A 25,258-nucleotide genomic window follows, 5' to 3' on the forward strand; every position below is an offset into this window, starting at 1 on the left:
AACACGGATTCCGCAGATGACCGCTGCGGCCCGGCCTGGCCGGGCCGGGCCGTCACTACATAAAGGGGGAGACGTCGATGGATTTCAGCTACCTGGCCACGCTGCCTCGGGCCGTGCGCCACTTTGCCAGCCTCAGGCCCGACGCGGTGGCCTACTCGTTCGAAGGCCGGCACACCACCTATGCTGAGTTCGAGCGCAACACCAGCCGCGTCGCGCAGGCACTGCTCGCCGCCGGCGTGCGTGCCGGCGACCATATCGGCTACATCGGCAAGAACTGCGACCACTATTTCGAGGCCTGGATCGGTGCCGCAAAGATGGGCGCGGTCATGACGCCGGCAAGCTGGCGGCTGGCACCGCCCGAGGTGGAGTTCATCGTCGGCCACAGCGATGCCGTACTGCTGCTGGTGGGGCCGGAGTCCGCGGCAATGGTGCAGGGTTTGCTGCCCGCATTGCCGATGGTGCGGCAGGTGGTTGCCATGGAGGCCGGAAGCCACGCCGACTGGCCGCTCTATACGGACTGGCGCGATGCGCATCCGGCCACACTGCCCGATCACCAGCCCGATACGCATGACGTCGTGCTGCAGCTCTACACCTCGGGTACCACCGGGCGGCCCAAGGGCGCCATGCTGACCCATCGCAACCTGACCATCGGCACCGAGGTCAGCGAGCGCGAGTCGATTCCCTGGTCGCACTGGACGGCGGACGATATCTCGCTGGTGGCGATGCCGGTCGCGCATATCGGCGGCTCCGGCTGGGGCCTGCGCAACCTGCTGTCGGGCGCCAAGGGCGTGGTGGCCAGGGAGTTCGATCCGCGCGCGGTGCTCGACTTCATCGAGCACGAGCGCATCAGCAAGCTGTTCATGGTGCCGGCCGCGATGCAGATCGTGCTGCGCGATCCGCGTGCGCGCGCGGTGGACTATTCGCGCCTGAAGTATCTGCTGTACGGCGCGGCGCCGATTCCGGCGGCGCTGCTGCGCGAGGGCATCGAGGTCTTCGGCTGTGGCTTCGTGCAGCAGTACGGCATGACGGAAACCACCGGCACGGTGGTGGCGCTGCCGCCGGAAGACCACACCATCGAGGAAGTGCCGCGCATGCGTGCGGCCGGCAAGCCGCTGCCGGGCGTGGAGCTGAAGGTGGTGGATTACGAAGGGCGCGAACTGGCATCTGGAGAAGTGGGCGAAGTGGTGGTCCGCTCGGCCCACAATATGTCCGGCTACTGGAAACAGCCCGAGGAGACCGCGCGCACGATCGACGCCGATGGCTGGCTGCGTACCGGCGATGCGGGCTACCTGGATGCGCAGGGGTATCTCTACATCCATGACCGCGTCAAGGACATGATCATCAGCGGTGGCGAAAACGTCTATCCCGCCGAGGTGGAGAGCGCCATCTACGGCCACCCGATCGTGGCGGATGTCGCCGTGATCGGCGTGCCTGATGAGAAGTGGGGCGAGGCGGTCAAGGCCATCGTCGTGCTCAAGCCGGGGCAGGGCGCGGACCTGGACAGCATCATCAGCTGGACACGGCAGCGGCTGGCCGGGTTCAAGGTGCCGAAGAGCATCGATTTCGTCGAAGCCCTGCCGCGCAACCCGTCGGGCAAGCTGCTGCGCCGCAAGCTGCGCGAGCCGTTCTGGGAAGGGATGGGGCGGCAGGTCAATTGACCATCTCTGCCGTACCGGCAGGAAGGAAGAAGGGCCCGGTTCCTCATGGAACCGGGCCCTTCGGTCTTTCGGCTACGCCTTTGTGGCGCGGCTCAGTCCGCCTGGATATTGAATTCCTTGACGATCTTCGTGTAGCGCGCCGTGTCCGTGGCCAGCAGCTTCTGCAGCACGGCAGGCTCGCCGCCCACCGGGGTGACGGCAATGGTCGCCATGCGCGCCACCACGTCGGGCATTTTCAGGATCTCGTTGATATGCCCGTTGAGCGTGCCCACGAGTTCCGGCGACATGCCCTTGGGCCCCAGCAGCGCCTGCCAGGCACCGATCTCCACATCCTTGTAGCCCTGTTCGGCCAGCGTCGGGACATTGGGCGCGAACGGCGAGCGCTTCTGGTCAGCCACGGCGATCGGGACCAGGCTGCCGTTGCCGACATACTGGGCCACCGCGCCGTAGGTGACGAAGGTCACCGGCACCTGCCCGCCCAGCACGTCGACGATCGCCGGGGCCAGGCCGCGGTAAGGCACCTGGTTGATCTTGACGCCGGCGGACTTGTTGAATAGTTCGCCCATGATGTGCATCGGCGAGCCGTTGCCCGGCGTGGCATAGGTTTCCACCTTGCCCGCCTTGGCCCGCGCGACCAGGTCGCTGACCTTGGTGATGCCGGTGCCCTTGTTCACCACTACGAACAGCGACTGCGTGCCGATCTGCGTGATCGGCGTGAAGTCGCGCTGCACATCGTAGCTGGCGCCAGTGCCCGGCTTCAGCACCAGCGCCGCGATGGCGAGGGTGTTCGGCGCCAGCAGCAGCGTGTAGCCGTCGGGGTTGGCGCGCGACACGTAGGCGCTGCCGATGGTGCCGGCCGCGCCGGTGCGGTTCTCGACCACGACCGATTGCTTCAGGCGCGGCGCCAGCTTTTCGGCGAACAGGCGGGCCAGCACGTCGACGTCGCCGCCGGCAGGGTAGGCGACCACGATCGTGATCGGCTTGTTGGGGTAGTTGCCCTGCGCCAGGGCGGAGCCGCCGGCGAGCATGGCGGCGGCGCCTGCCGCGATGACGGTGGCAAGGACTTTGCGGCGTGCAGACTTCATGGTGGACCTCTGAAAACTGGGGTCCGGCGCACCTGGCGTGCGCGCGGACGATGGCAAGTGAGTGCTTCAGGGCAGCCGCGTGCGGGTGCTGGCCGGGAGGCCAGGGCGGAAGCCGCGCGGACTATGGCGTGCCAATGGATGGTTCGCCTCGAACGCGGCGGCCGGGGATCGCGCCCGACCGCCACGTTGCGTACGTCTCTCAGAAGATGTGCTTGATGCCCAGCATCGTGCCGAACTGGTTCGCGCCCGGTTTCGGGTTGGAACCCGGCGAGCCGCCACTGACCGATGCCGCGAGTTGGCCGCCGTTGTCGATGAAGCCGGCGGTGGCATACACCGACGTGCGCTTGCTGAACGAATACGTGCCGCGCAGCGCGTACAGCCAGGCCTTGTTGTCGCTGCCGTGGTAGTTCAGGTAGTAGACCTGGCCGGCCAGGTTGACCGCGGGCGTGATGTCATAGGACGCGCCGGCGTAGTACAAGTCGCTGATGCGGGTCGCGCTGCCGTCGTTGTCGCGGCGCAGCCAGCCGGCGCCGAGCTTGGTGCGCGCCAGGATCATGTAGCCGCCCACCGACAGGCGGTCGTCCTTCAGGTTGCTGTTGGTCAGGCCGGCGAACGCGCCCGGGCCGCCGCGCAGCGAGTCATACGCGGTGTGCACGCCCCACCAGTTGGTCGCGTACTGGATCATGGCGGACCATTCGCGGCAGGCCTTCTTGTCGGCGGGGTTCTCGCCGGCGCAGTTGGTGCCGCCGGGGCTCGGGCCGGCGTTGACCGCATCGCGGCCGAAGCTGTAGGTCGCGCCGAGGGTCAGGCCGCCGAAGGTGCCCTTGTACGAGATCGCGTTATCGGCGCGCGTGTTGGGCAGGTAGCTGTCGAGCGAGCCAGAACCGTACACGTTGGGACCGAGGATATCGCTGTCGAGCGTGGCCCAGAACAGCATGGTGTACTGGCGGCCGAACGACAGCTGGCCATACTGGTTCGACAGGCCCACCAGCGCCTGGCGGCCGAACAGGCGGCCGCCCTGGTTGGCGCTGCCCGTGTCGGGCGCGAAACCCGACTCCAGCACGAAGATGCTCTTCAGTCCGCCGCCCAGGTCCTCGGTACCGCGCAGGCCCCAGCGCGAGGGGACGGTCGCGGTATTGTTGGGCACGCGCGTCAGGCCGTAGCCGTTGACGCCGACGTTGCTCACATACTCGACACCGGTATCGACCACGCCGTACAGCGTGACCGACTGGGCCGAGGCCAGCAGGGGGGAGGCTGCGAGCAGGCCCGCAGCGATTCGTGCAAGTTTCATCTACCGTTTCCTTCTTTGTTCCGTCTTCTAATCGTTCTGGCTCGTCTGTCCTGTACGGCTGCTGCAAATCTCAAAATATGCATTTTCAGACGCTTTAACGTTTCATATATAAAACTACAAACAACCTAAGAAACGTTCAGCGAAATATAGCGGGGCTTTTCGCGAGGAGTGAGGAGGGTTATCCCTAGTGAGGCGGGAGTGCGACGTAGCCGCATAGCCGCAGGCCGCACACTGCTTGTGCACGCACGCGTGCACGGCAGTGATCCGGCAGTCATGAGGCTCTCGCACTGTGCGGCCCTATGTTTGGAATGAAAGGCGCGCCAGCAAAGACTTTGCAGACTGCCAGCCCGGCCACGCTCGCCGGCAGTCGGGCGAGAGGGGCGCATGCACCAACCCAGAGCCGCCACATCCAGCAGAAGACGGCCTATCGTTAACCCTGATCCTTTTGCGGCAGCCCAGCTTCTATAGTCATAATGTTTCATTTGCAAACCTAAGTTTTATATATGGAACGAGATGACTATCAAGATTCGTGCCCGCCGGCGCAGGACATGCTGGCCGCACTAGACAGCGGGTTTGCGGAACGTGTCACGCAGGTCGGGAACGGCGCGCAGGTCGCCTATCGAAGCGGCGGCACCGCCGGCCCGGTGATCGTGCTGCTGCACGGCATCAGTTCCGGGGCAGCCTCATGGTTGCCTTGCGCCAGCCTGCTGGCCGCGCACGCGCGCGTGCTTGCATGGGATGCGCCTGGCTATGGCGATTCGACGCCGCTGGCGCAAGCGCAGCCGAAAGCCGCGGACTATGCGGCGCGCCTGCGGGAATGGCTGCGCACGCTCGGCCTGCGCCCGGACCTGATCGTCGGCCATTCGCTCGGCGCGCTGATGGCAGCTGCCTATGTGGCCGGCGCGGATGATGCCGGCCTGCCCGCGCAGCTGCTGCTGATGAGCGTGGCCCAGGGCTATGGCGGACCCGGCAAGGAAGACAAGGCGCGCGAAGTCGCGCGGCAACGGCTGGACGCGCTGGCATCGCTGGGCGTGGAAGGACTGGCCGAGCGCGGCCCGGGGCGACTGCTGAGCGAGAGCGCCGACGACGGCGCGCATGCGTGGGTGCGCTGGAACATGCGGCGCCTGCGCCCGGATGGCTATCGCCAGGCGGTGGCCATGCTGTGCGGGGACGATATCGATGCCTACCTGGCAAAGCGTCCCGCGGCAGTGCCCGTACAGATTGCCTGCGGCAGCCGGGACATCGTCACGACGCCGGTGGCCTGCGGCTTGCTGGCGGAGCGCTTCGGCCTGCCATTTACGCCGGTGCCGGATGCCGGCCACGCGTGCTACATCGACCAGGCTGCGGCGACGGCTCGTCTCATCCGCGGCGCCCTGCCCGCGGCTGCCCGCTAGTCCCTTCGTCCGCCGGGGCACGCCACCCCGGCATCACTTTCCGCGTTTCGCGGGTTAACCCTAGTCAATTTTTGAATCATCGTTGTCTATAGTCGTACCTGTGTTCAATATCTTAACCAGCGTTTCATTAGTAAAACAAAACGCAAGTGACCTGACTCAGGGCCGCAGCGTGATGAAACCGGTCCCCACGCAGGCAGACATGGAGAAAAGCGCAATGGATAGCCTCTCGTACAACCCCAACCTGGTGCCCTGGGAGCGTCCGGCCCCGAACAACGTCGCGGGCAAGGGCCACATCGAGCAGCCGGGCAAGGTTGCCAACATCGTGTGGCAGACCCGCGCCGACGCACCTTCGGCGTACGAGAACGCACTGGGCGACGCGCTTGAAGCCGCATTCGAAGGCGGCGCGCAATCGCCGGCGGACATCGTCCGTGCCTTCAATGCCACCAACTTCCTGTGCCTGGATGGCAAGACCTGGACCGAAGAGCGCTTCCTGGCCGAGATGCGCCGGCTGGGCGCCTGACCGCAGCCAGCCCGACTGAACAGCCCAGAGCCCGAGCGAGACAAACATGGAATCGAACAAGCAAGCCCGCGCCGAAGCCCGCCTGAACAGCGGCCTGCGCAACTACTGGTACCCGGTGGCCGCCTCGTGGGCGGTGACCCACGCCCCCATCGGCATCACCCGCCTGAGCCAGAACATCGTGCTGTGGCGCGACAACGCCGGCCAGGTGCACGCGCTGGAAGACCGCTGCCCGCACCGTGGCGCCCGCCTGTCGATGGGCTGGAATCTCGGCGACCGCGTCGCCTGCTGGTACCACGGCGTGGAAGTCGGCGGCGACGGCCAGGTCAAGAGCGTGCCGGCCGTGGACAGCTGCCCGCTGGAAGGCCGCACCTGCGTGCGCAGCTATCCGGTGCAGGAACAGGCTGGCGCCATCTTCCTGTGGTTCGGCGACCAGGCCCCGCAAGAGGGCGAGGGCAGCCCCGACGTGCTGCGCCTGCCCGAAGAGCTGGTCAGCGACGAGCACAGCAACTTCCTGTGCGTGGCGCACTGGGACTGCAACTACCGCTACGCCATCGACAACGTCATGGACCCGATGCACGGCGCCTACCTGCATGCCGTGTCGCACTCGATGGCATGCGGCGAGAAGTCGGCCGTGATGCAGATCCGCGAAACCGAGCATGGCCTGATCTTCGAGAAGGTCGGCCAGCGCGGCGTGAACTTCGACTGGGTGGAATTCGGCGAGACCGGCACGCTGTGGCTGCGCCTGGCGATTCCGTATCGCGACAAGGTCGGCCCCGGCGGCCCGTTCGGCATCGTCGGCATGGCCACGCCGGTCGATGAAGACCACTGCATGGTGTTCTTCTGGCGTACCCGCCACGTGCAGGGCTGGCAGCGCGACGTCTGGCGCTTCCTGTACCGCAACCGCCTGGAGCAGCTGCACTGGGACGTGCTGGAGCAGGACCGCGTGGTGCTCGAATCGCTGGCCCCGCAGGCGCGCGACCACGAGATGCTGTACCAGCATGATGCCGGCATCACGCGTGTACGCCGCCTGCTCAAGCGCCGCGCCGATCAGGAGATCGCCGACGAGCCGGTCGCCATGCTCAAGCCTGCCGGCGGGGTGGCAAGCCATGCCTGAGGCTACCAACAACGCTCTGCTGGCCGGGCGCAAGGTGCTGGTCACCGGCGCGGCGCGCGGACTGGGCCTGGCCTTCGTCAAGGCGCTGCTCGAAGCCGGCGCCACGGTGGCCTTGGCCGACATCCTGGCCGACCGCCTGCAGCAGGAAGCTGATGCGCTGCGCGCACGCGGCTTCAAGGTGGTGGCGGTGCCCGTGGACCTGTCCGATCCCGCTTCGATCCAGGCTTGCGCCGATGCCGCCGTCAAGGGCCTGGGCGGCCTGGACGGCCTGGTCAACAACGCCGCCGTGACCGACTCCGGCGGCCGTGACGCCAGCGCCATCGACATCGCCACCTGGGACCGCGTGATGAACGTCAACGTGCGCGGCACCTGGCTGATGACCACCGCCTGCCTGCCTGCCCTGAAGGCCAGCGGCCGCGGCGCGGTCATCAACCTGGCGTCCGACACGCCGCTGTGGGGCGCGCCCAACCTGCTGGCCTATGTGGCAAGCAAGAGCGCCATCATCGGCATGACCCGCTCGCTGGCGCGCGAACTCGGCCGCGACCAGATCACCGTCAACGCAGTGGCGCCGGGCCTGACGCTGGTGGAAGCCACCGAATACGTGCCGCAGCACCGGCACGACCTGTATCGCGAGCAGCGCGCCATCCAGCGCGAGCAACTGCCCGACGATGTCTGCGGCGCGGTGCTGTTTGCGCTGTCCGATCTTGCCCGCTTCGTGACTGGCCAGACCCTGGCCGTCAACGGCGGCTTTGTCATGCACTGATCCACTGATCCACTGAAACAGAAGGAATCCAAATGAGCGATCTGTCTCAAGCAGCAAACATCAAGCGTTCCTGGGACCAACCGGAAGGCGCCTCGTTCGACCAGTGGATGGAAAGCCGCGTCGCGCGCTTCTCCACGCGCAAGTACGACTGGGACGCGCTGAAGTTCCAGGCCGACTACGACCCGAAGTACCGCCGCGCGCAGATGCGTTACCTGGGCACCGGCGGCACCGGCGTGGCTGCCGACACCAACACCGTGCCGTCGGAGCACTTCACGTTCTCGACCATGATCATCCCCGCCGGCCATGAAGGCCCGTCGCACATCCATACCGACGTGGAAGAGGTGTTCTTCGTCATGCGCGGCAAGATCAAGCTGATCCTGGAAAAGGACGGCGAGCGCTTCGAGACCATCCTGACCGACCGCGACCTGGTCTCGGTGCCGCCCGGCGTGTACCGCGAGGAAATCAACATCGGCGAGGAAGACGCGCTGATGTGCGTGATGCTGGGCGCCCAGAAGCCCATCACGCCGACGTACCCGCCCGAGCACCCGCTGTCGAAGATCAAGCGCTGATGCGCGCGCCCGCCCGCACTTCGCGCCATCACCAGGTACCCAGGCCATGACCGCCCTGCCGTCCGCCAACGCCACGCAATCCGCCGCCGAGTTCCCGGACAAGTACATCGTCCCGGGCCTCGAGCGCGGCCTGCGCCTGCTCGGCGAGTTCAACAGCAAGGACCGCGCGATCTCGGCGGCCGAGCTGGCGCGTCGGCTGAAGGTGCCGCGCTCGACGGTGTTCCGCTTGCTGACCACGCTCGAGATGCTCGGCTTTGTCGAGCGCGCCGACGGCGGCCGGGACTTCCGCCTGGGCATGGCCGTGCTGCGGCTGGGCTTCGAATACCTGGCGTCGCTGGAGCTGACCGAGCTGGGCCGCCCGCTGCTGGAGCGCCTGCGCGACGAGATCGGCTATCCGACCAACCTGGTAGTGCGCGACGGCCGTTCGATCGTGTACGTGGCCAAGGCGGTGTCGCCGCGCCCGTTCGCGAGCACCGTGAATGTCGGCACGCGGCTGCCCGCGCATGCCACCGTGCTCGGCCGCGTGCTGCTCGAAGACCTGTCGCTCGACGAACTGCGCGCGCTGTACCCCGAGCCGCAGCTCGAAGCCTTCTCCGAGCGCACGCCGGTCAGCGTCGAAGCGCTGTACGAACTCGTGCAGCACGACCGCGAGCGCGGCTACGTGCTGCACGAGGGCTTCTTCGAGTCGAGCATCTCCACCATCGCCGCACCGGTGCGCGACCGCACCCGCAAGGTAGTGGCGGCGCTGGGCGCGACCATTCCGGCCGCGCACATCGATCCGGCGCAGCTCGATTCGATGTTGGAAAAAGTGCGGGACACCGCGGCCGAGCTGTCGCGCCTGCTGGACTACCGGCCGTCGCTGAAAGGCACTGGCGGCAAGGTCGTGAATCTGTATCGGGAGTGAGGACAATGTCCATGATTGAACTCGACGGCAAGGTTGCCGTCGTCACAGGCGGGTCCTCCGGCATCGGGCTGGCCACCGTCGAACTGCTGCTCGAAGCGGGCGCCGCCGTGGCCATGTGCGGCCGCGACGAAGCGCGCCTGCGCAGCGCCGAAGCGAAGCTGCGCGAGACCTTCCCCGGTTGCCGGCTCTATGCCGCCACCTGCGACGTGCTGAAGCCCGAACAGGTCGCCGCATTCGCCGCGGCCGTGCAGGCCACGCTGGGCAACGTCGCCATGCTGGTCAACAACGCCGGCCAGGGCCGCGTCTCGACCTTCGCGAACACCGAAGATGCCGCGTGGATGGAAGAGCTGCAACTCAAGTTCTTCTCGGTGATCCACCCGACGCGCGCCTTCCTGCCGCAACTCGAACAATCGGGGCAGGGCGCCATTGTCTGCGTCAACTCGCTGCTCGCGCAGCAGCCCGAGCCGCACATGGTGGCGACCTCCGCCGCGCGCGCCGGCGTGCTGAACCTGGTGCGCTCGATGGCCACCGAGTTCGCGCCCAAGGGCGTGCGCGTCAACGGCATCCTGATCGGGCTGGTCGAATCGGGCCAGTGGCGCCGCCGCTTCGAGGCGCGCCCCGAAGCAGACCAACACCTGGACTGGGCCGCGTGGACCGCGCGCCTGGCCCAGCAGAAACATATTCCACTCGGCCGCCTGGGCCTGCCCGTCGAGGCAGCCCGCGCCATCCTGTTCCTTGCCTCGCCGTTGTCTTCGTACACCACGGGCAGCCATATTGATATCTCCGGAGGACACTCCCGTCATGCCTAACCAACAACAGTACGAACAACAGCAAGTCACCGTGGGCTGCGCCATCACGGCCTTTCTCGAACAGTGCGGCGTCAAGGCTGCCTTTGGCGTGATCTCGATCCACAACATGCCGATCCTCGACGCCATGGGCGAGCGCGGCAACATCCGCTTCGTGCCGGCGCGCGGCGAAGCGGGCGGCACCAATATGGCCGACGCCTGCGCCCGCACCACGGGCGGCCTGGGCGTGTGCCTGACCAGCACCGGCACCGCCGCCGGCAATGCCGCGGGCGCCATGGTCGAAGCCCTGACCGCCGGCACGCCGATGCTGCACATCACCGGCCAGATCGAAACGCCGTACCTCGACCAGAGCCTTGCATATATCCACGAGGCCCCGGACCAGCTCACCATGCTGAAGGCCGTGTCCAAGGCCGCCTTCCGCGTGCGCAGCGCCGACACCGCGATCAGCACGATCAAGCTGGCCGTGCAGACCGCGCTGACGGCGCCGACCGGTCCCGTCAGCGTGGAGATCCCCATCGACATCCAGGCCGCGCTGATCGACATGCCGGCCGACCTCAAGCCGCTGCCGGTGCCGCAGCACCAGCCGTCGGCCCACGCGCTGGACGCGCTGGCCGAACGCCTGGCCAAGGCCAAGCGCCCGATGCTGTGGCTCGGTGGTGGCGCACGCCACGCCAGCAAGCAGGTCAAGCGCCTGCTCGACCTGGGCTTCGGCGTCGTCACCAGCACGCAAGGCCGCGGCATCGTCGCGGAAGACGATCCGCGCTCGCTGGGCGCCTACAACCTGCACAAGCCGGTGGAGTCGTTCTACCAGACGTGCGACGCGATGCTGGTGGTCGGCTCGCGCCTGCGCGGCAATGAAACGCTGAAGTACGAACTGAAGCTGCCGCGTCCGCTGCTGCGCATCGACGCCGATCCGGCCTCGGAAGGCCGCTGCTACCAGAGCGACTACTTTGTCAGCGGCGACGCCGCGCTGGCGCTGGACGCGCTGGCCGACCGCCTGGAAGGCCGCATGCAGATCGACCCGGCCTTTGCCGGCGACCTGCGCCGCGCTCACGACACCGCGGTGAACGCGCTGGTCGATGGCCTGGGCCCGTACGCGGCACTGGTGCAGGCGCTGCAGCAGGCGGTGGGCCGCAACTTCAACTGGGTGCGCGACGTGACCGTGTCGAACAGCACCTGGGGCAACCGCCACCTGCAGATTTTCGACTCGCGTGCCGGCGTGCATGCGCTCGGCGGCGGCATCGGCCAGGGCCTGGCCATGGGTATCGGCGCCGCAGTGGGCGCGGCTGCCACGGCTTCGGGCAAGAAGACCTTCACGCTGGCCGGCGACGGCGGCTTCATCCTGAACCTGGGCGAGCTGGCCACCGCCGTGCAGGAGCGCGCCGACATGGTCATCGTGCTGATGAACGACAAGGGCTATGGCGTGATCAAGAACATCCAGGACGCGCAGTACGGCGGCCGCCGCCACTATGTCGACCTGCACACGCCCGACTATGCGCAGCTGTGCCAGTCGCTGTCGCTGCGCCACCGCCGCGTCAGCAGCCTGGACGACGTCGGCGCCGCGCTGCAGGAAGCCACGGCCGAAGCCGGTCCGTTCCTGCTGGAGATCGACATGCTGTCGATCGGCAGCTTCAAGACCGTGTTCGCCGGCCCGCCGGTGAACAAGCAGGCGCCGATTGCCGCGCCGGCAACCACCGCCACGACCGCCTGAAGGGAGATGTCCATGCTGCATGTGTCCATGGTGGGATGCGGCGCGATCGGCCGCGGCGTGCTGGAACTGCTGAAGTCGGATCCGGATGTCGCGTTCGACGTGGTGATCGTGCCGGAAGGGCAGATGGCCGAGGCACGCGGCGCGCTGTCGGCGCTGGTGCCGAACGTCCGCGTGGCGACGCATCTGGTCGACGGTGACCAGCGTCCCGACCTGCTGGTCGAGTGCGCGGGCCACCAGGCGCTGGAAGAGCACGTCGTGCCGGCACTGGAACGTGGCATCCCGTGCATGGTGGTGTCGGTCGGCGCGCTGTCCGAGCCCGGCATGGCCGAGCGCCTGGAAGCTGCCGCCCGCCGCGGCAAGACGCAGGTGCAACTGCTGTCCGGCGCGATCGGCGCCATCGACGCGCTGGCCGCGGCGCGCGTGGGCGGCCTCGACGAGGTCATCTACACCGGCCGCAAGCCGGCCCGTGCCTGGACCGGCACGCCGGCTGCGGAACTGTTCGACCTCGATGCGCTGACCGAGCCCACGGTGATCTTCGAAGGCACTGCGCGCGACGCGGCCCGCCTGTACCCGAAGAACGCCAATGTGGCGGCCACGGTGTCGCTGGCCGGCCTTGGGCTGGACCGCACCTCGGTGCGGCTGCTGGCCGACCCGGACGCTGTCGAGAACGTCCACCACGTGGAAGCGCGCGGCGCGTTCGGCGGCTTCGAGCTGACCATGCGCGGCAAGCCGCTCGCGGCCAACCCCAAGACTTCGGCGCTGACGGTGTTCAGCGTGGTGCGCGCGCTGGGCAACCGGGCGCACGCGGTATCGATCTAGCAGGCAGCGGCCGGCCCCCACAGACCAAGCAGGCAACCACAATGAAGACGCAAGAAGTACTCCCCATCTGTATCGCAGGCGAATGGCGCCTGGGGACCGGCGACCGCTACGCGACGCGCTACCCGGCCACCGGCGAAGTGGTGGCCGGACTCAACGCCGCGAGCCTCGCGGACGTGGAAGAAGCGGTGCAGGGCGCGCAGCGCGCGTTCGAGACCAGCGGCTGGGCCCGGCGCAAGCCGCACGAGCGCGCCGCCGTGCTGTACCGCGTGGCCGAGCTGATCCGCGCGCAGGCTGAGCCGCTCGCGCAGCGCCAGCGCCTCGACAACGGCAAGCCCATCAGCGAAACCCGCGCGCTGGTCGCCAGCGCCGCCAGCACCTTCCAGTTCTTCGCCGCCGCCTGCGAAACGCTGGAAGAGCAGATCACCCCGCAGCGCGGCGACTGCCTGACCATGAGCGTCTACGAGCCCATGGGCGTGGTGGCCGCGATCACGCCGTGGAATTCGCCGATCGCCAGCGAAGCGCAGAAGATGGCGCCCGCCCTGGCCGCCGGCAACGCCGTGGTGGTCAAGCCCGCCGAAGTGACGCCGCTGATGGCGCTGGAACTGGCGCGCATCTGCGAGGAAGCGGGCGTGCCCAAGGGGCTGATCAGCGTGCTGCCGGGCAAGGGCTCGGTGATCGGTGACGCCATCACCAAGCATCCGCTGGTGCGCCGCGTGTCGTTCACGGGCGGCACCACCACCGGCAAGCACATCGCGCATATCGCGGCCGACAAGATGATGCCGGTGTCGCTGGAACTGGGCGGCAAGTCGCCGACCATGGTGTTCGACGACGCCGACCTGGACCACGCGGTGAACGGCGTGCTGTACGGCATCTTCAGCTCGTCGGGCGAATCGTGCATCGCGGGTTCGCGCCTGTTCGTGGCGCGCTCGCAGTACGAGCCGTTCATCGAGCGCCTGGCTGCCGGTGCCGCGCACCTGCGCGTAGGCGACCCGGCTGACGAACGCACGCAGATGGGCCCGCTGATCACTGATCGCCACCGCGACTCGATCGAGTCCTATGTCGCCATGGGCGTGCAGGACGGCGGCCAGCTTCGCACCGGCGGCCTGCGTCCGGACGTCGCGGGGCTGCCCAACGGCTACTTCTATACGCCGACCATCATCGAGGGCCTGGACAACCACGCCCGCATCGCCAAGGAAGAAATCTTCGGGCCGGTGCTGGTGGCCATCCCGTTCGATGACGAGGACGATCTGATCGAACAGGCCAACGACAGCGTCTACGCGCTGGCGGCCGGCATCTGGACGCGCGACTACAAGCGCGCCTGGCGCGTGGCACGCGCCGTGCAAGCCGGCAACGTGTGGATCAACACCTACAAGCAGTTTTCCATTTCTACCCCGTTCGGCGGCTGGCGCGACAGCGGCCTCGGGCGCGAGAAGGGAAGGCTGGGCATCCTGCAGTACATGGAGCAGAAAAGCGTGTACTGGGGCCTGAACGAACAACCGCTGCCGTGGGCCAACTGAGCCCGGCACGCTGGAGAGAACCATGATCAAGGTATTGGGAATCGACGAGATCGTCTACGGCGCGGATGACTTCGACGCCTGCCGCGGCTTTTTCGGCGACTGGGGCCTGACCATCAAGCGCGACGACGCGCAGGGCCTGGATTTCGAAACGCTCAACGGCTGCCGCGTGCTGGTGCGCCGCATCGACGACGCCACGCTGCCGCCTGCCATCGAGGCCGGCCCGACGCTGCGCGAAGTGGTGTGGGGCGTGGACAACGAAACGTCGCTGGCGGGAATTCGCGATCGCATTGGCAAGGAGCCGACGTTCGTGGCGCTGGACAACGGCGCACGAATCGGCTGCACCGACCCGAACGGCCTGGCCGTACGCTTCCAGGTGACGCGCAAGCACGACGTGCAGGTTGAATGCGCGCTGATGAACACGTGGAACGACAAGCCGCGCCTGAACCAGCCCAGCCCGATCTACGAACGCGCCATCCCCATCGAAGTGGGCCACGTCGTCTTCTTCGTCAAGGACGTGAAGGTCACCGAGCGCTTCTACGTGGAGAAGTTCGGCTTCGTGCCGTCCGACCGCTACCCGGACCGCGGCGCCTTCCTGCGCTGCGCGGCCGAGGGCGGCCACCATGACCTGTTCCTGCTGCAGTTGCCGGAGCCGAAGGCGGGCATCAACCATGTCGCCTTCACCGTGCGCGACCTGCACGAAGTCTTTGGCGGCGGCATGCATATGTCGCGCAAGGGCTGGGACACGCAGCTCGGCCCGGGCCGCCACCCGATCTCGTCGGCTTATTTCTGGTACTTCAAGAATCCGGCCGGCGGCCTGATCGAGTACTACGCCGACGAAGACCAGCTCGACGAACACTGGGAGCCGCGCGCGTTCGAGCCGGGTCCGACCGTGTTCGCCGAATGGGCGATCGAAGGCGGCATCGACGGCAATACCCGCCGCCAGAAGAATGCCGGCGGTCCGGCGGGCAAGTTCCTGACCGAGAAGCGCTGAGCCCCGGCGCACGACCACGCAAGTTCAGTACCGCGCCCGCGAAGTCCGCGGCGCGCGATGGAAACAGAAGGAAGAGACATGAGTGCCCACAAGACCCTGACGATGCGAGTCCAGGCCATGCGCTACGAAGCGCGCGGCATTGTCAGCCTCGAGCTGCAAGATCCCGACGGGGCCGCGTTGCCCGAATACGGTCCGGGCGCCCATATCGACCTGCACCTCGGCAACGGCCTGGTGCGCAGCTACTCGCTGTGCGGCGCGCCGGAAATCCGTGACCGCTATACCGTGGGCGTGCTGCTGGACCGCAACAGCCGTGGTGGCTCGCGCTACGTGCACGAACAGCTGCGCGTCGGTGCCACGCTGACCATCGGTGCGCCGCGCAACAACTTCGAGCTCGATAAAAGCGCCGCGCATACGGTGCTGGTGGCCGGCGGCATCGGCGTCACGCCGATCGTCTGCATGGCGCGCCGGCTGGCCGAGCTGGGCCGTCCATTCACGCTGCTGTACTGCGCGCGCACGCGCGCCGAGGCGGCGTTCACCGAATCGCTGTCGGCCTACGGCGACGCCGTGCGTTTCCACTTCGACGACGAGGCCGGCGCACCGCCCGACCTGAACGCCATGCTGGCCGGGCAAGACGTGCAGACGCATCTCTACTGCTGCGGCCCGGGCCCGATGCTCAATGCCTTCGAAGCCGCGTGCGAGGCGCACGGCTATCCGAACGTCCATATCGAGCGCTTCGCCGCCGATCCGTCGACCGAGGCGGTGCAGGAAGGGGAGTACGTGGTCCAGCTGTCGCGCACGGGCACGCTGGTCAAGGTGCCGTCCGGCAAGTCGCTGCTCGATGCCTTGCTCGACGCCGGTCTCGATGTCGAGCACAGCTGCCGCGAAGGCGTGTGCGGCTCCTGCGAGACCGCCGTGCTGGAAGGCTGCCCCGACCATCGCGACAGCGTGCTCAGCAACAGCGAGCGCGCGTCCAACAAGACCATGATGGTCTGTGTGTCCGGTTGCAAGGGCAGCCGGCTGGTGCTGGACCTGTAGGTCCACGCGCCCGACGGCGGGGCCTGCCGGCCTCGCCGGCGCTTCACCGTGCGCCTGCGAGCGCAACCGAAGCCCTTCGTGCCGCGGCGCGATGGCTGACTGCCCCCGAAAGCATTAGAAGAGAAGCACCGTGCTGACACAGAGACAAGACACCGCGTCCCCCGGCGCGCAGATGGCGGCCAGCGCCAGTATCGTGACTGCGGCCGAAGGGGCCGCCGGCATTGCCGACAGCCGCAGCGCCAGCGCCGCCGGCGGTATCACACGGGGCAACATCATCGCCCGTATCGAGCGCATGCCGGGCAATGCCATGCATATCCGCGCGCGGCTGCTGATCGGCCTGGCGACGTTCTTCGATGGCTTCGATGTCATCGCCATCGCCGCCACGCTGCCGCTGCTGATCGCCAAGTGGTCGCTCACGCCGGGCCAGATCGGCTTCCTGATCGCGGCACCGTCGGTGGGACAGCTTGTCGGCGCGCTGGTGTTCCCGGCGCTGGCCGAGCGCTTCGGCCGGCTGCGATCCATCGGCTGGAGCGCGGGCATCATCGGCCTGATGAGCATTGCGTGCGGCTTCGCGCCGTCGTTCGAGATCTTCGCGCTGCTGCGTATCGTGCAGGGGCTGGGCCTTGGCGGGGAGCTGCCGGTGGCGGCCACCTACATCAACGAAGTCACGCGCGCGCATGGCCGCGGCCGCTTCGTGCTGCTGTACGAGGTGGTGTTCCCGATCGGCCTGATGGTCTCCAACGGGGTGGGTGCCTGGCTGGTGCCGCACTACGGCTGGGAGGTGATGTACTTCCTCGGCGGCGTGCCGCTGGTGCTGTTCTTCATCCTGCGCCGCGTGATTCCCGAATCGCCGCGCTGGCTCGCGGAGAAGGGCCGCATGGCCGAAGCCGACAGCGCGCTGCGCGCGTTCGAAGCGCGCGCTCGTACCCCGCTGCCGCCGCCGGGGGATACCAGCGCCTATGACGCCATGACGCATCATCCGCGCCGCCGCGTGCGTGACCTGGTGAGCAAGGCCTACATCGGCCGGACGCTGGCGGTGTGGATGCTGTGGGCGACCTGCGGGTTCATCCAGTATGGGCTCTCGACCTGGCTGCCCACGGTGTACAAGACCGTGTACCACGCGCCGTTGCAGCTCGCGCTGAATCTTGCTGCGGGGGCTTCTGTCCTGGGCGTGGTGGGTTCGCTGGTCTGCGCGATGATCGTCGACAAGGTGGGCCGCAAGCCTGTGATCAACGTGTCGTTCCTGCTGTGTGCGTTGTCGCTGGTGCTGGCCGGGGTGTTCCACGCGTCGACGGTCTATGTCGTGGCGACGTTCTGTGCGCTGGCCATGGGCTTTCTGGCCAGCGGATTCATCACGGCCTACGTCTATACGCCGGAGCTGTACCCCACCAGCGTACGGGCCATGGGGTGTGGGCTTGGCGGTGCCTGGCTCAAGCTGGCTGCCATTTTTGCGCCTTCACTGATCGCCGGCACCATCGGCAGCGGCAATCTCAGCAGTGCGTTCCTTGCGCTGGCCGCGGTGCCGTTCCTGGCGGCGATCACCGTGCATTTCCTGGGGATCGAGACCAAGGGGCAGGTGTTGGAGGAGCTGGAGGTCTGAGTTCCTTGCGTCCGTTCACCGCAGATGTCCGCCGAACAGTCCAAGCAGACCGATGACGATCAGGTAGATGGCGACGATGTAATTGAGCAGTCGCGGCACGACAAGTATCAGAATGCCGGCGATCAGCGAGATGAGGGGTCCGGCACTGGTAATGATGGTCACGATGACTCCAGGTAGTTGGCATGCTCGAGCGGCACTGTCTTGCGGGCGCCTTCAGGTTCCAGTGCGCTCACTTTCTTTCTAGGACGGTGCCACCGATCCAGATGTCGGACGATCTCCTATTCTGCGCGACGAAGCATGGTCTCAACGGCCCAATGTGAGGCGGAGATGCCTCTGGCACGATGCTACGGTGCCTTTTGTGCCCTCGAAGCGATCAAGGCGATTCAGCGATGCGCGGGGTTGCGGCGTTGGTCGTCTCTTCTTACACCAGCAGGATGATTTTCTGCAGCAGGGCCGTCAGATCTCAAATTTTTCCTGGTCGATCTGCTTTTGCCCAAGGGCCAGAATCTTCAGCAGGGCCAATGTCTGCCGATCGGATTCGTAGCTGCGCACGTCCTGGACAGCGAGCTTGGCTTCGCCGTTTTGGGTGATGATCAATGGTTCACCGGATTCAGCAAGGTCCTTGACAATCTGCGCGGCTTCGCTCTTGAGATAGCTGATCGGCTTGACGTGATCGGCGATTCGCATTGCACAGTTCCTGTAGGTGGGCATGACTAGACCGAATATAGTTCCTTAACAGTCTTTGGCCAATTTCGCTGGGCTGTACGTTTCAGCGTAAGCGCAAGCGATCTGCTAAAAAAAACGCCAACCCATACACGGGTTGGCGTTTTGCTTGGGGTATTACGGGTATCAGAACTGGTTCATCGTGTTGTCCTTACCCGCCGCCTTCAGGGCCGCTTCGCCGCTGAAGTATTCCTTGTGGTCGTCACCAATGTCCGACCCCGACATGTTCTGGTGCTTGACGCAGGCGATGCCCTGACGGATTTCCTTGCGCTGCACGCCAGCCACATAACCCAGCATGCCCTGGTCGCCGAAGTATTCCTTGGCCAGGTTGTCGGTCGACAGCGCGGCGGTGTGGTAGGTCGGCAGCGTGATCAGGTGGTGGAAGATGCCAGCTTCGCGCGACGCGTCGGCCTGGAACGTGCGGATCTTTTCGTCGGCCAGCTTCGCCAGTTCGCTGTCATCGTATTCCACGCTCATCAGCTGGGTGCGGTCGTAGGCCGACACATCCTTGCCCGCGGCCTTCATCGCGTCATATGCCTGCTGGCGGAAATTCAGCGTCCAGTTGAACGACGGGCTGTTGTTGTACACCAGCTTGGCGTTCGGGATGACCTTGCGGATCTCGCTGACCATGCCGCCGATCTGGGCGATATGCGGCTTTTCGGTTTCGATCCACAGCAGGTCGGCGCCGTTTTGCAGTGCGGTGACGCAGTCCAGTACGCAGCGCGCTTCGCCCGTGCCGGCGCGGAACTGGAACAGGTTGCTGGGCAGGCGCTTCGGACGCAGCAGCTTGCCGTCGCGCTTGATGATGACGTCACCGTTGCCCAGTTGGTCGGCCGACAGCTCTTCGCAATCCAGGAACGAGTTGTACTGGTCGCCCAGGTCGCCCGGCGTATGGGTCACGGCGATCTGCTTGGTCAGGCCGGCGCCCAGCGAGTCGGTACGGGCCACGATGATGCCGTCGTCCACGCCCAGCTCCAGGAAGGCGTAGCGGATGGCGCGGATCTTGGCCAGGAAGTCCTCGTGCGGCACGGTGACCTTGCCATCCTGGTGGCCACACTGCTTCTCGTCGGACACCTGGTTTTCGATCTGGATGCAGCATGCGCCGGCTTCGATGAACTGCTTGGCCAGCAGGTACGTGGCTTCGGCATTGCCGAAACCCGCGTCGATGTCGGCGATGATGGGCACGACGTGGGTGACGTGGTTGTCGATCTTTGCCTGGATCGCGGCCTTGGCGGCGCCCTGGGCAGCGTCCAGCTCGCGGAACAGGCCGCCCAGTTCACGGGCGTCGGCCTGGCGCAGGAAGGTGTACAGCTCGCGGATCAGCGCGCTGACGGAAGTCTTCTCGTGCATCGACTGGTCCGGCAGCGGGCCGAACTCGGAGCGCAGTGCAGCCACCATCCAGCCCGACAGGTAAAGGTAGCGGCGCTCGGTGCTGTTGAAGTGCTTCTTGATGGAGATCATCTTCTGCTGGCCGATGAAACCGTGCCAGCAGCCCAGCGACTGGGTGTACTTGGACGAGTCTGCGTCGTAGGCGGCCATGTCGGCGCGCATGATCTTGGCCGTGTACTTGGCGATGTCCAGGCCCGTCTTGAACTTGTTCTGGGCGCGCATGCGGGCGGCATACTCGGGATTGATCGCGTTCCACGCGCTGCCGTGGTTCTCTTTCAAAGCCGCAACTGCCTTGATGTCGTCTTGATACTGGGCCATGTGAATTTCCTAGGGGTAGGGAGCGTTTGAAAACTGATCGAGTTTGCCGCTACGGATATCGAAGCAAGCAGCGTGGACTTATTGTAGGGCCTTCTTGATGCGTTGCGGCAAGGTCTTATATAAGACATAAGAGTTAGTTTTTCCTTATTTTTCAATGAGATAGGCATCAAGTTTTGCGATGTGGAACACGTTTTCAGCAAACGAAAAGGCTCGCTGGGAAAATTCGAAGGACATTCCGTAATGTGAAACGCGCTTTCAGTGACTGGAGGAGGAGGGAACGCGGCCGCGGCCTCCCGCACCCTGGCGAAGGGGCAAACCTTCGGCACGACGTCCGAATTCGGGAGTTCCATCGAGTGCGTGACGGGGAAGGCGTGGATCACGCATGACGGCGATCCCAAAGACATCGTGCTCGAAGCGGGACAGCGCTACTTTGTCGATCGCAGGTCGAGGATGCTTGTGCACGCGCTGAGCGATTCCTTGATCCGTCAGCGCGGAGCGAGCCAGCCTGCATTGGATCGCAAGGAACCATAAAGACAAGCGGCTTACCTGATCTTTTTTGCCTTGGCCGTCAACGACTGGAAGTCATAGGGCTTATCCGCGACTCGCCGCTCGATGGCAGGTCTGGACGAACCGGCAAGAAGTGTGCATGCGGAGCAGCCAATGAGATTGCGGGCGTCCGAATGTTCCCGAGGAACTCATGCGCTGCCCCGTCGCAAGACGAACTTACTTCAGGTGAATGAGGACTGATCCCTCCGTTAGCTCTGGCGCGCCCACGCCCGTGCTTCCGGCGTTCTTGGCTACCCATTCCCGCGCCTTTTGCACGCTTTCGTCAATGCCCGCCTTGTCCTGACATACCGTCACCGAGAATCCGCCATCGCCGCTGCGAGCGAGGGTGTAGCCGACAAAGCCTTTGACCGAGCGCATCAGTTCTTCGACCTCATCCGTACGCGTTTCCAGCAAGTCGAACAACTCTTTTGCACCCCTTCCGGAAAATCTCCTTATCACTGTTTGCATGTTCGGATCCTCCTGTTTGATGGACCGACGGACCGACGAGACGGGCATGCCGCTTGGAGCGTGTAGCTGCTCTTTCCGACAGCGGGTCGGGCGGAAAGCAACTGAGAAGGCCGCGTACCTCATAATCGCGACCCTCACCTAGTGTAGTAACTGTGCGGTCGTGGTATGCCTGCGAAGCGGCGCGAATTCCTGATGGCATCAGTCAGCGTCCGCAAGAGGGGTTGCCCACCGGACGCTTGATCAGGTGCGCGTGGTCGTCGATCCACTGCGAGTTAGATGTTGAAGGGCAGGCCTTGGAGCCAGCACATGCAAGCAATGGAAAGGAACCCCGCCCATCGGCCAGCCAGACAGCGCTTCCGGACCCGTCATTCGCGCTCCGCATTGTGAACGACTGAAGTTCGGCGTTGTCGCGGTAGGAGCTCACCGCACCACGACAGGCGCTTGCAGCACCCACTCGCCATTGCCTCGTCGTATTTCCAGCCAGAGATCCTGGGGCCGCGGCGGAGTTATCTCGAAATCGTAGGTTTCCCCGACCGAAATCAGTTGCCGAGCCGGCCGGAGATCCCTTTGCTCCGGGGGCAAGCGCGCACCGTCTTTGGCGACGGGCTTCCATGTCGCAAGATCGGACCGATCGATCAGGAAGGCCGTCAGCACGGAGTTGTTCGCGGTGATGTTGATGAGACGAAGCCGGTTCGGCACACCGGCGCGAAGCCGGATTGGCGCGGGCGTCGCGCGCCCGTTCAGGGCAAAGGGCTCGCGTTCGCCTTGTGTCAGCACACCGTTGAGTCCGATGACGATGATGTGGTCGGTAGACGGGTCATATCGTTCGCCCGGCTCCAGCACGAGCAGCGCGCCGTACAGTCCGCCTGCAAGCTGAGCCTCGTCGTGCCAATGCGTGTGGTAGATGAACGTTCCGGCGCGCGGTGGCGTGAACCTGGCCACGAAGGACCCGCCGGGAGTGATCGGCGGAGCGAGCCTGGCGCCTTGGCCGCCAAAACCGGGGACGCCATCGTAGTAACTTTCGATTTCAATGCCGTGCCAGTGCATTGCCGTGGACTCCGAAAGCCGGTTCACGATCTCGATCTCTACGGGCTCTCCCCGATACAGCACCAGGACCGGTCCGGGGACCGGCCCGGAATCGAGCCGCGGCGCATCCGCGCCAGCCAGGTCAATCCGATAGCCCGAGCGCTCGCCATAGCGATGGGGCTCCTCATGCAGGACGAGCGACAGCCTTCGCGGTGCGGCCGCAGATGCATCGGAGGCGGAGCCGTCGATCTCGATGCCCAGCACGAGCCCCGCCATCCCGGCGGCATGATCGTCGCCATGGGTCGCGTGGGCATCGAACCCGGGCTGGGTCATGTGCTCGACCATGTGACAGTGAAACAGCCAGTTCCCCGGGCGGGTCGGCGTCCACGACAGCGCAAAGGTGCGGCCCGGGCCGACGAACTCCGTGACTTCAGTGCGCCGTTGCTCTTCGGCCAAAGCCCGATCGACGCTGCCGTCGCCAACCGAGTCCAGCTTGAAATGAAAGCCATGCAGGTGCATTGCATGTCCGATATTCGACAGATTGACGATCCTCCAGCGAACCGCATCGCCTGCGTGATAGCGAAGCCTCGGCGTATGCGGCCACGACCAACCGTTTATCGCGAAGATCCGCACGTCCCGATCCGGGACCGCAACCTTGCGCGGGTCGTCGACCTCTGGCCGAGGCGCGTCGTAGCTGGAGATCACGAAGATTCCGTCGGGCGTTGCTTCACCGCGCCGTTCCACGATGATGGCGCCGCCTAGCTGCGAATCACGGCGTGTTCTCTCGGCCAAGGTGGATGGTCCGGTAGATCCCCAATAGTGGTATGTGCCTGCGCCGTTCAGGACGAACCGGATGTTACGTGACTCGCCAGGGGGAATCGCGATGGGCTCGCAGGTCCCCGGTCGTGCGCACAGGCCGAACATGCTCAACTCCCACGACAGCGCGTTGCGCAGCGTCAGCTCGACGGTTGTGCCTTCCGGTACGCGGATGAGCGGCCCCGGCACCAGGAGGTCCTTGCCTTCTTCCGCAAAGGCCGCGACCTGCAAGGAAACGCCTCGGACCCCTTGCGGCCGCCAGGTGCCGATATCCGCGACCATGTGCAAATGGAGGACGTTCGCCTCGAGTCGGCCGGCTGGATGGGTGTTGTCATGGCTGACGATGGCCGCCATTACCGTCCCGGCCGCGAGCGCGGCTAACACGAACGCAATGCAACGGGTTGGCATCACATACCCTCCTCGCCAATTGCCAGCCTGAATGCAAACAGTCATTGCCTGACTGTGCTGACCTCTCTCGGAGTTGTCGGGCCGACCGGCGCCAGGTCCGTTGAGACCAGAAAAGCGCCATTGACGCGTTCATCGTTCCAGCATCACCAGCGCTTTGCCTGGCACGGGGCGCAGCTGGTCAAATGTCGAAGTAGAGCTGGAACTCCCACGGGTGCGGCCGCAACTTCAACGTATCGATCTCGTGCGTGCGCTTGTAGTCAATCCAGGTACGGATCAGGTCTTCAGTGAAGACATCTCCCTTTCGCAGGAAAGTCGAGTCGGATTCCAGTGCGCAAAGCGACTCTTCGAGGGAGCCTGGAACCTGCCGGATACTGGCAGCTTCCTCGGGTGGCAGATCATAGATATTCCTGTCGATCGGGTCGCCGGGGTCTGTCTGGTTTTCAATGCCGTCAAGGCCGGCGAGCAGCATTGCCGAGAAGGCGAGGTAGGCATTGGCCGACGGGTCAGGACAGCGAAATTCAACGCGTCTGGCGCTTGGGGAATCCGAAACCATTGGAATCCTGGCTGCGGCAGACCGGTTGCGCTGCGACATGGCCAGATTGACAGGCGCCTCGTAGCCCGGCACCAGTCGCTTGTAGGAGTTTGTGCTCGGCGCGCAGAACGCCATCAGGGCGGGGGCGTGCCTGAGCAAGCCGCCTATGTACCACCGGCAGATCTGAGAGGTCTGAGCCCAACCGTCTTTGTCGTAGAAGAGGTTCTCGTCGCCGCGCCAGAGGCTCTGGTGGCAATGCATGCCGCTCGCGTTGTCGGCGAACAGGGGCTTGGGCATGAATGTGGCGACCTTGCCGTGGCGCCGTGCAACGTTCTTGCAGATGTATTTGTACATCATCACGTTGTCCGCCATGCGGGTCAGCGGTGCAAAGCGCATGTCGATTTCATTCTGGCCCGCGGTGGCTACCTCATGGTGATGCACCTCGACCTGGACGCCTGCCTGCATCAGCGCGAGCACGATTTCGGAGCGGATGTCCTGCAGCGTATCGCTTGGCGGCACGGGAAAGTATCCGCCCTTGTAGTGCTGCTTGTAGCCAAGATTGCCTCCGCCATAGGCGCCTTCGTCACGGCCCGAGGCCCAGTCGCCTTCGGCGGATTCGACATAGTAGTAGCCAGAGTGCTGGTCCTGCCCGAAGCGAATGGAGTCGAAAATAAAGAACTCCAGTTCGGGGCCCACGTAGCAAACCGTAGCAAGACCGGTTTGCTGGAGGTACAGCTCCGCCTTGCGTGCGATGTGGCGCGGATCGCGCGAATACGGCTGGTGCAGGACCGGGTCCAGCACGTCGCAGATCAGCGCCAGCGTTGGTGCCGTGCAAAACGGATCAATGAATGCGGTGGTCGGGTCGGGCCTGACCAGCATGTCGGACTCGTGTATTTCCTGGAACCCGCGAATGGAAGACCCGTCGAACCCGATGCCGGCCGAGAATAAATCGTCGGTGACTTCCGGCAGCGTGATCGAGAAATGCTGCCACACGCCGGGCAAGTCGGTGAACCTGAGATCCACGACCTGGATCGCATGCTTCCTGATCAGATCGACAACTTCACCGGGGTTTTGCGGCCGTGCTACGTGGTAGCTGCCGGGTTCTGTTGAGACCGTGCTCATGACTGCCTCCGTCGTCTGGCCCCGGAGAATAGTCCAACATTAGTCTGTCAAATTCCGATTGCAAAGTGCCTCGCGATGCCGTGCAGTCTTTTTTGAAACGGCTCTATATGTGAAATCCAGTTGCCATCAGGCA

At 65.5% G+C, this 25,258-nt stretch carries 22 protein-coding genes; 14 read left to right on the forward strand and 8 right to left on the reverse strand.

The window, feature by feature from the left end; translation table 11 throughout:
* Positions 1-77 precede the first annotated feature (77 nt).
* Complete coding sequence (locus tag CupriaWKF_RS23460) at positions 78-1,658, forward strand: fatty acid--CoA ligase (protein WP_276103129.1); 1,581 nt, start codon at positions 78-80, stop codon at positions 1,656-1,658.
* A 92-nt stretch (positions 1,659-1,750) separates the two neighbouring features.
* Here CupriaWKF_RS23460 and CupriaWKF_RS23465 read toward each other — a convergent pair whose 3' ends face one another.
* A complete protein-coding gene (locus tag CupriaWKF_RS23465; protein WP_276103130.1) occupies positions 1,751-2,743 on the reverse strand; it encodes a tripartite tricarboxylate transporter substrate binding protein in 993 nt (330 codons plus the stop codon).
* Between the two features lie 199 nt (positions 2,744-2,942).
* Entirely contained in the window at positions 2,943-4,034 is a 1,092-nt protein-coding gene (locus tag CupriaWKF_RS23470; protein ID WP_276103131.1) for a porin, read from the reverse strand.
* A 548-nt stretch (positions 4,035-4,582) separates the two neighbouring features.
* Here CupriaWKF_RS23470 and CupriaWKF_RS23475 point away from each other — a divergent pair.
* The 13 genes from CupriaWKF_RS23475 to CupriaWKF_RS23535 all read left to right on the forward strand — a co-directional run bounded on the left by CupriaWKF_RS23475 (position 4,583) and on the right by CupriaWKF_RS23535 (position 17,777).
* The gene (locus CupriaWKF_RS23475) at positions 4,583-5,428 is read left to right on the forward strand and encodes an alpha/beta hydrolase (RefSeq protein WP_276103132.1); all 846 of its coding nucleotides are present in this window, start codon (positions 4,583-4,585) and stop codon (positions 5,426-5,428) included.
* A gap of 214 nt (positions 5,429-5,642) precedes the next feature.
* Entirely contained in the window at positions 5,643-5,948 is a 306-nt protein-coding gene (locus CupriaWKF_RS23480) for a recombinase-like helix-turn-helix domain-containing protein (protein WP_276103133.1), read from the forward strand.
* A gap of 46 nt (positions 5,949-5,994) precedes the next feature.
* On the forward strand, positions 5,995-7,062 hold the full coding sequence (locus CupriaWKF_RS23485) for an aromatic ring-hydroxylating dioxygenase subunit alpha (protein ID WP_276103134.1): 1,068 nt from the start codon (positions 5,995-5,997) through the stop codon (positions 7,060-7,062).
* Positions 7,055-7,825: an SDR family oxidoreductase gene (locus CupriaWKF_RS23490; RefSeq protein ID WP_276103135.1), complete on the forward strand. Its 771-nt coding sequence runs from the start codon at positions 7,055-7,057 to the stop codon at positions 7,823-7,825. The genes CupriaWKF_RS23485 and CupriaWKF_RS23490 overlap by 8 nt, the downstream gene beginning before the upstream one ends.
* Positions 7,826-7,857: 32 nt before the next feature.
* Positions 7,858-8,394, forward strand: a complete 537-nt coding sequence (locus CupriaWKF_RS23495) for a cupin domain-containing protein (protein ID WP_276103136.1) — start codon at positions 7,858-7,860, stop codon at positions 8,392-8,394.
* A gap of 46 nt (positions 8,395-8,440) precedes the next feature.
* Positions 8,441-9,298: an IclR family transcriptional regulator gene (locus CupriaWKF_RS23500; protein WP_276103137.1), complete on the forward strand. Its 858-nt coding sequence runs from the start codon at positions 8,441-8,443 to the stop codon at positions 9,296-9,298.
* Positions 9,299-9,303: 5 nt separating this feature from the next.
* Positions 9,304-10,107, forward strand: coding sequence for an SDR family oxidoreductase (locus tag CupriaWKF_RS23505; protein ID WP_276103138.1), 804 nt, complete (start codon positions 9,304-9,306; stop codon positions 10,105-10,107).
* Positions 10,100-11,815 (forward strand): thiamine pyrophosphate-binding protein, encoded by a 1,716-nt coding sequence (locus tag CupriaWKF_RS23510; RefSeq protein WP_276103139.1) that lies wholly within the window; start codon positions 10,100-10,102, stop codon positions 11,813-11,815. The genes CupriaWKF_RS23505 and CupriaWKF_RS23510 overlap by 8 nt, the downstream gene beginning before the upstream one ends.
* A 12-nt stretch (positions 11,816-11,827) precedes the next feature.
* The gene (locus CupriaWKF_RS23515) at positions 11,828-12,634 is read left to right on the forward strand and encodes an aspartate dehydrogenase (RefSeq protein WP_276103140.1); all 807 of its coding nucleotides are present in this window, start codon (positions 11,828-11,830) and stop codon (positions 12,632-12,634) included.
* A 41-nt stretch (positions 12,635-12,675) separates the two neighbouring features.
* On the forward strand, positions 12,676-14,151 hold the full coding sequence (locus tag CupriaWKF_RS23520; protein WP_276103141.1) for an aldehyde dehydrogenase: 1,476 nt from the start codon (positions 12,676-12,678) through the stop codon (positions 14,149-14,151).
* A gap of 22 nt (positions 14,152-14,173) precedes the next feature.
* Positions 14,174-15,142 (forward strand): VOC family protein, encoded by a 969-nt coding sequence (locus CupriaWKF_RS23525; protein ID WP_276103142.1) that lies wholly within the window; start codon positions 14,174-14,176, stop codon positions 15,140-15,142.
* Positions 15,143-15,220: 78 nt separating this feature from the next.
* The gene (locus tag CupriaWKF_RS23530) at positions 15,221-16,177 is read left to right on the forward strand and encodes a PDR/VanB family oxidoreductase (RefSeq protein ID WP_276103143.1); all 957 of its coding nucleotides are present in this window, start codon (positions 15,221-15,223) and stop codon (positions 16,175-16,177) included.
* A 172-nt stretch (positions 16,178-16,349) separates the two neighbouring features.
* The gene (locus CupriaWKF_RS23535) at positions 16,350-17,777 is read left to right on the forward strand and encodes an MFS transporter (protein WP_276103179.1); all 1,428 of its coding nucleotides are present in this window, start codon (positions 16,350-16,352) and stop codon (positions 17,775-17,777) included.
* Positions 17,778-17,792: 15 nt separating this feature from the next.
* Here CupriaWKF_RS23535 and CupriaWKF_RS23540 read toward each other — a convergent pair whose 3' ends face one another.
* The 6 genes from CupriaWKF_RS23540 to glnA all read right to left on the reverse strand — a co-directional run bounded on the left by CupriaWKF_RS23540 (position 17,793) and on the right by glnA (position 25,125).
* Entirely contained in the window at positions 17,793-17,939 is a 147-nt protein-coding gene (locus CupriaWKF_RS23540) for a DUF3096 domain-containing protein (RefSeq protein WP_082016388.1), read from the reverse strand.
* Between the two features lie 294 nt (positions 17,940-18,233).
* Complete coding sequence (locus tag CupriaWKF_RS23545) at positions 18,234-18,464, reverse strand: type II toxin-antitoxin system Phd/YefM family antitoxin (RefSeq protein ID WP_276103145.1); 231 nt, start codon at positions 18,462-18,464, stop codon at positions 18,234-18,236.
* Positions 18,465-18,626: 162 nt separating this feature from the next.
* Entirely contained in the window at positions 18,627-20,207 is a 1,581-nt protein-coding gene (locus tag CupriaWKF_RS23550; protein ID WP_276103146.1) for an isocitrate lyase, read from the reverse strand.
* Between the two features lie 723 nt (positions 20,208-20,930).
* Entirely contained in the window at positions 20,931-21,221 is a 291-nt protein-coding gene (locus CupriaWKF_RS23555) for a hypothetical protein (RefSeq protein WP_276103148.1), read from the reverse strand.
* 420 nt (positions 21,222-21,641) lie between these two features.
* Complete coding sequence (locus CupriaWKF_RS23560) at positions 21,642-23,471, reverse strand: multicopper oxidase domain-containing protein (RefSeq protein WP_276103149.1); 1,830 nt, start codon at positions 23,469-23,471, stop codon at positions 21,642-21,644.
* 178 nt (positions 23,472-23,649) lie between these two features.
* On the reverse strand, positions 23,650-25,125 hold the full coding sequence (gene glnA, locus CupriaWKF_RS23565; RefSeq protein ID WP_276103150.1) for a type I glutamate--ammonia ligase: 1,476 nt from the start codon (positions 25,123-25,125) through the stop codon (positions 23,650-23,652).
* Positions 25,126-25,258 lie beyond the last annotated feature (133 nt).

It is taken from the genome of Cupriavidus sp. WKF15, assembly GCF_029278605.1.
Lineage (GTDB): Bacteria > Pseudomonadota > Gammaproteobacteria > Burkholderiales > Burkholderiaceae > Cupriavidus.

Coding starts and splice junctions, on each gene's coding strand:
- CupriaWKF_RS23545 (WP_276103145.1), bottom strand. CDS start 18,464: ATGCGAATCGCCGATCACGTCAAGCCGATCAGCTATCTCAAGAGCGAA.
- CupriaWKF_RS23465 (WP_276103130.1), bottom strand. CDS start 2,743: ATGAAGTCTGCACGCCGCAAAGTCCTTGCCACCGTCATCGCGGCAGGC.
- CupriaWKF_RS23520 (WP_276103141.1), top strand. CDS start 12,676: ATGAAGACGCAAGAAGTACTCCCCATCTGTATCGCAGGCGAATGGCGC.
- CupriaWKF_RS23505 (WP_276103138.1), top strand. CDS start 9,304: ATGTCCATGATTGAACTCGACGGCAAGGTTGCCGTCGTCACAGGCGGG.
- CupriaWKF_RS23555 (WP_276103148.1), bottom strand. CDS start 21,221: ATGCAAACAGTGATAAGGAGATTTTCCGGAAGGGGTGCAAAAGAGTTG.
- CupriaWKF_RS23475 (WP_276103132.1), top strand. CDS start 4,583: ATGCTGGCCGCACTAGACAGCGGGTTTGCGGAACGTGTCACGCAGGTC.
- CupriaWKF_RS23535 (WP_276103179.1), top strand. CDS start 16,350: ATGGCGGCCAGCGCCAGTATCGTGACTGCGGCCGAAGGGGCCGCCGGC.
- CupriaWKF_RS23480 (WP_276103133.1), top strand. CDS start 5,643: ATGGATAGCCTCTCGTACAACCCCAACCTGGTGCCCTGGGAGCGTCCG.
- CupriaWKF_RS23560 (WP_276103149.1), bottom strand. CDS start 23,471: ATGCCAACCCGTTGCATTGCGTTCGTGTTAGCCGCGCTCGCGGCCGGG.
- CupriaWKF_RS23550 (WP_276103146.1), bottom strand. CDS start 20,207: ATGGCCCAGTATCAAGACGACATCAAGGCAGTTGCGGCTTTGAAAGAG.
- glnA (WP_276103150.1), bottom strand. CDS start 25,125: ATGAGCACGGTCTCAACAGAACCCGGCAGCTACCACGTAGCACGGCCG.
- CupriaWKF_RS23510 (WP_276103139.1), top strand. CDS start 10,100: ATGCCTAACCAACAACAGTACGAACAACAGCAAGTCACCGTGGGCTGC.
- CupriaWKF_RS23530 (WP_276103143.1), top strand. CDS start 15,221: ATGAGTGCCCACAAGACCCTGACGATGCGAGTCCAGGCCATGCGCTAC.
- CupriaWKF_RS23470 (WP_276103131.1), bottom strand. CDS start 4,034: ATGAAACTTGCACGAATCGCTGCGGGCCTGCTCGCAGCCTCCCCCCTG.
- CupriaWKF_RS23525 (WP_276103142.1), top strand. CDS start 14,174: ATGATCAAGGTATTGGGAATCGACGAGATCGTCTACGGCGCGGATGAC.
- CupriaWKF_RS23515 (WP_276103140.1), top strand. CDS start 11,828: ATGCTGCATGTGTCCATGGTGGGATGCGGCGCGATCGGCCGCGGCGTG.
- CupriaWKF_RS23460 (WP_276103129.1), top strand. CDS start 78: ATGGATTTCAGCTACCTGGCCACGCTGCCTCGGGCCGTGCGCCACTTT.
- CupriaWKF_RS23500 (WP_276103137.1), top strand. CDS start 8,441: ATGACCGCCCTGCCGTCCGCCAACGCCACGCAATCCGCCGCCGAGTTC.
- CupriaWKF_RS23490 (WP_276103135.1), top strand. CDS start 7,055: ATGCCTGAGGCTACCAACAACGCTCTGCTGGCCGGGCGCAAGGTGCTG.
- CupriaWKF_RS23495 (WP_276103136.1), top strand. CDS start 7,858: ATGAGCGATCTGTCTCAAGCAGCAAACATCAAGCGTTCCTGGGACCAA.
- CupriaWKF_RS23485 (WP_276103134.1), top strand. CDS start 5,995: ATGGAATCGAACAAGCAAGCCCGCGCCGAAGCCCGCCTGAACAGCGGC.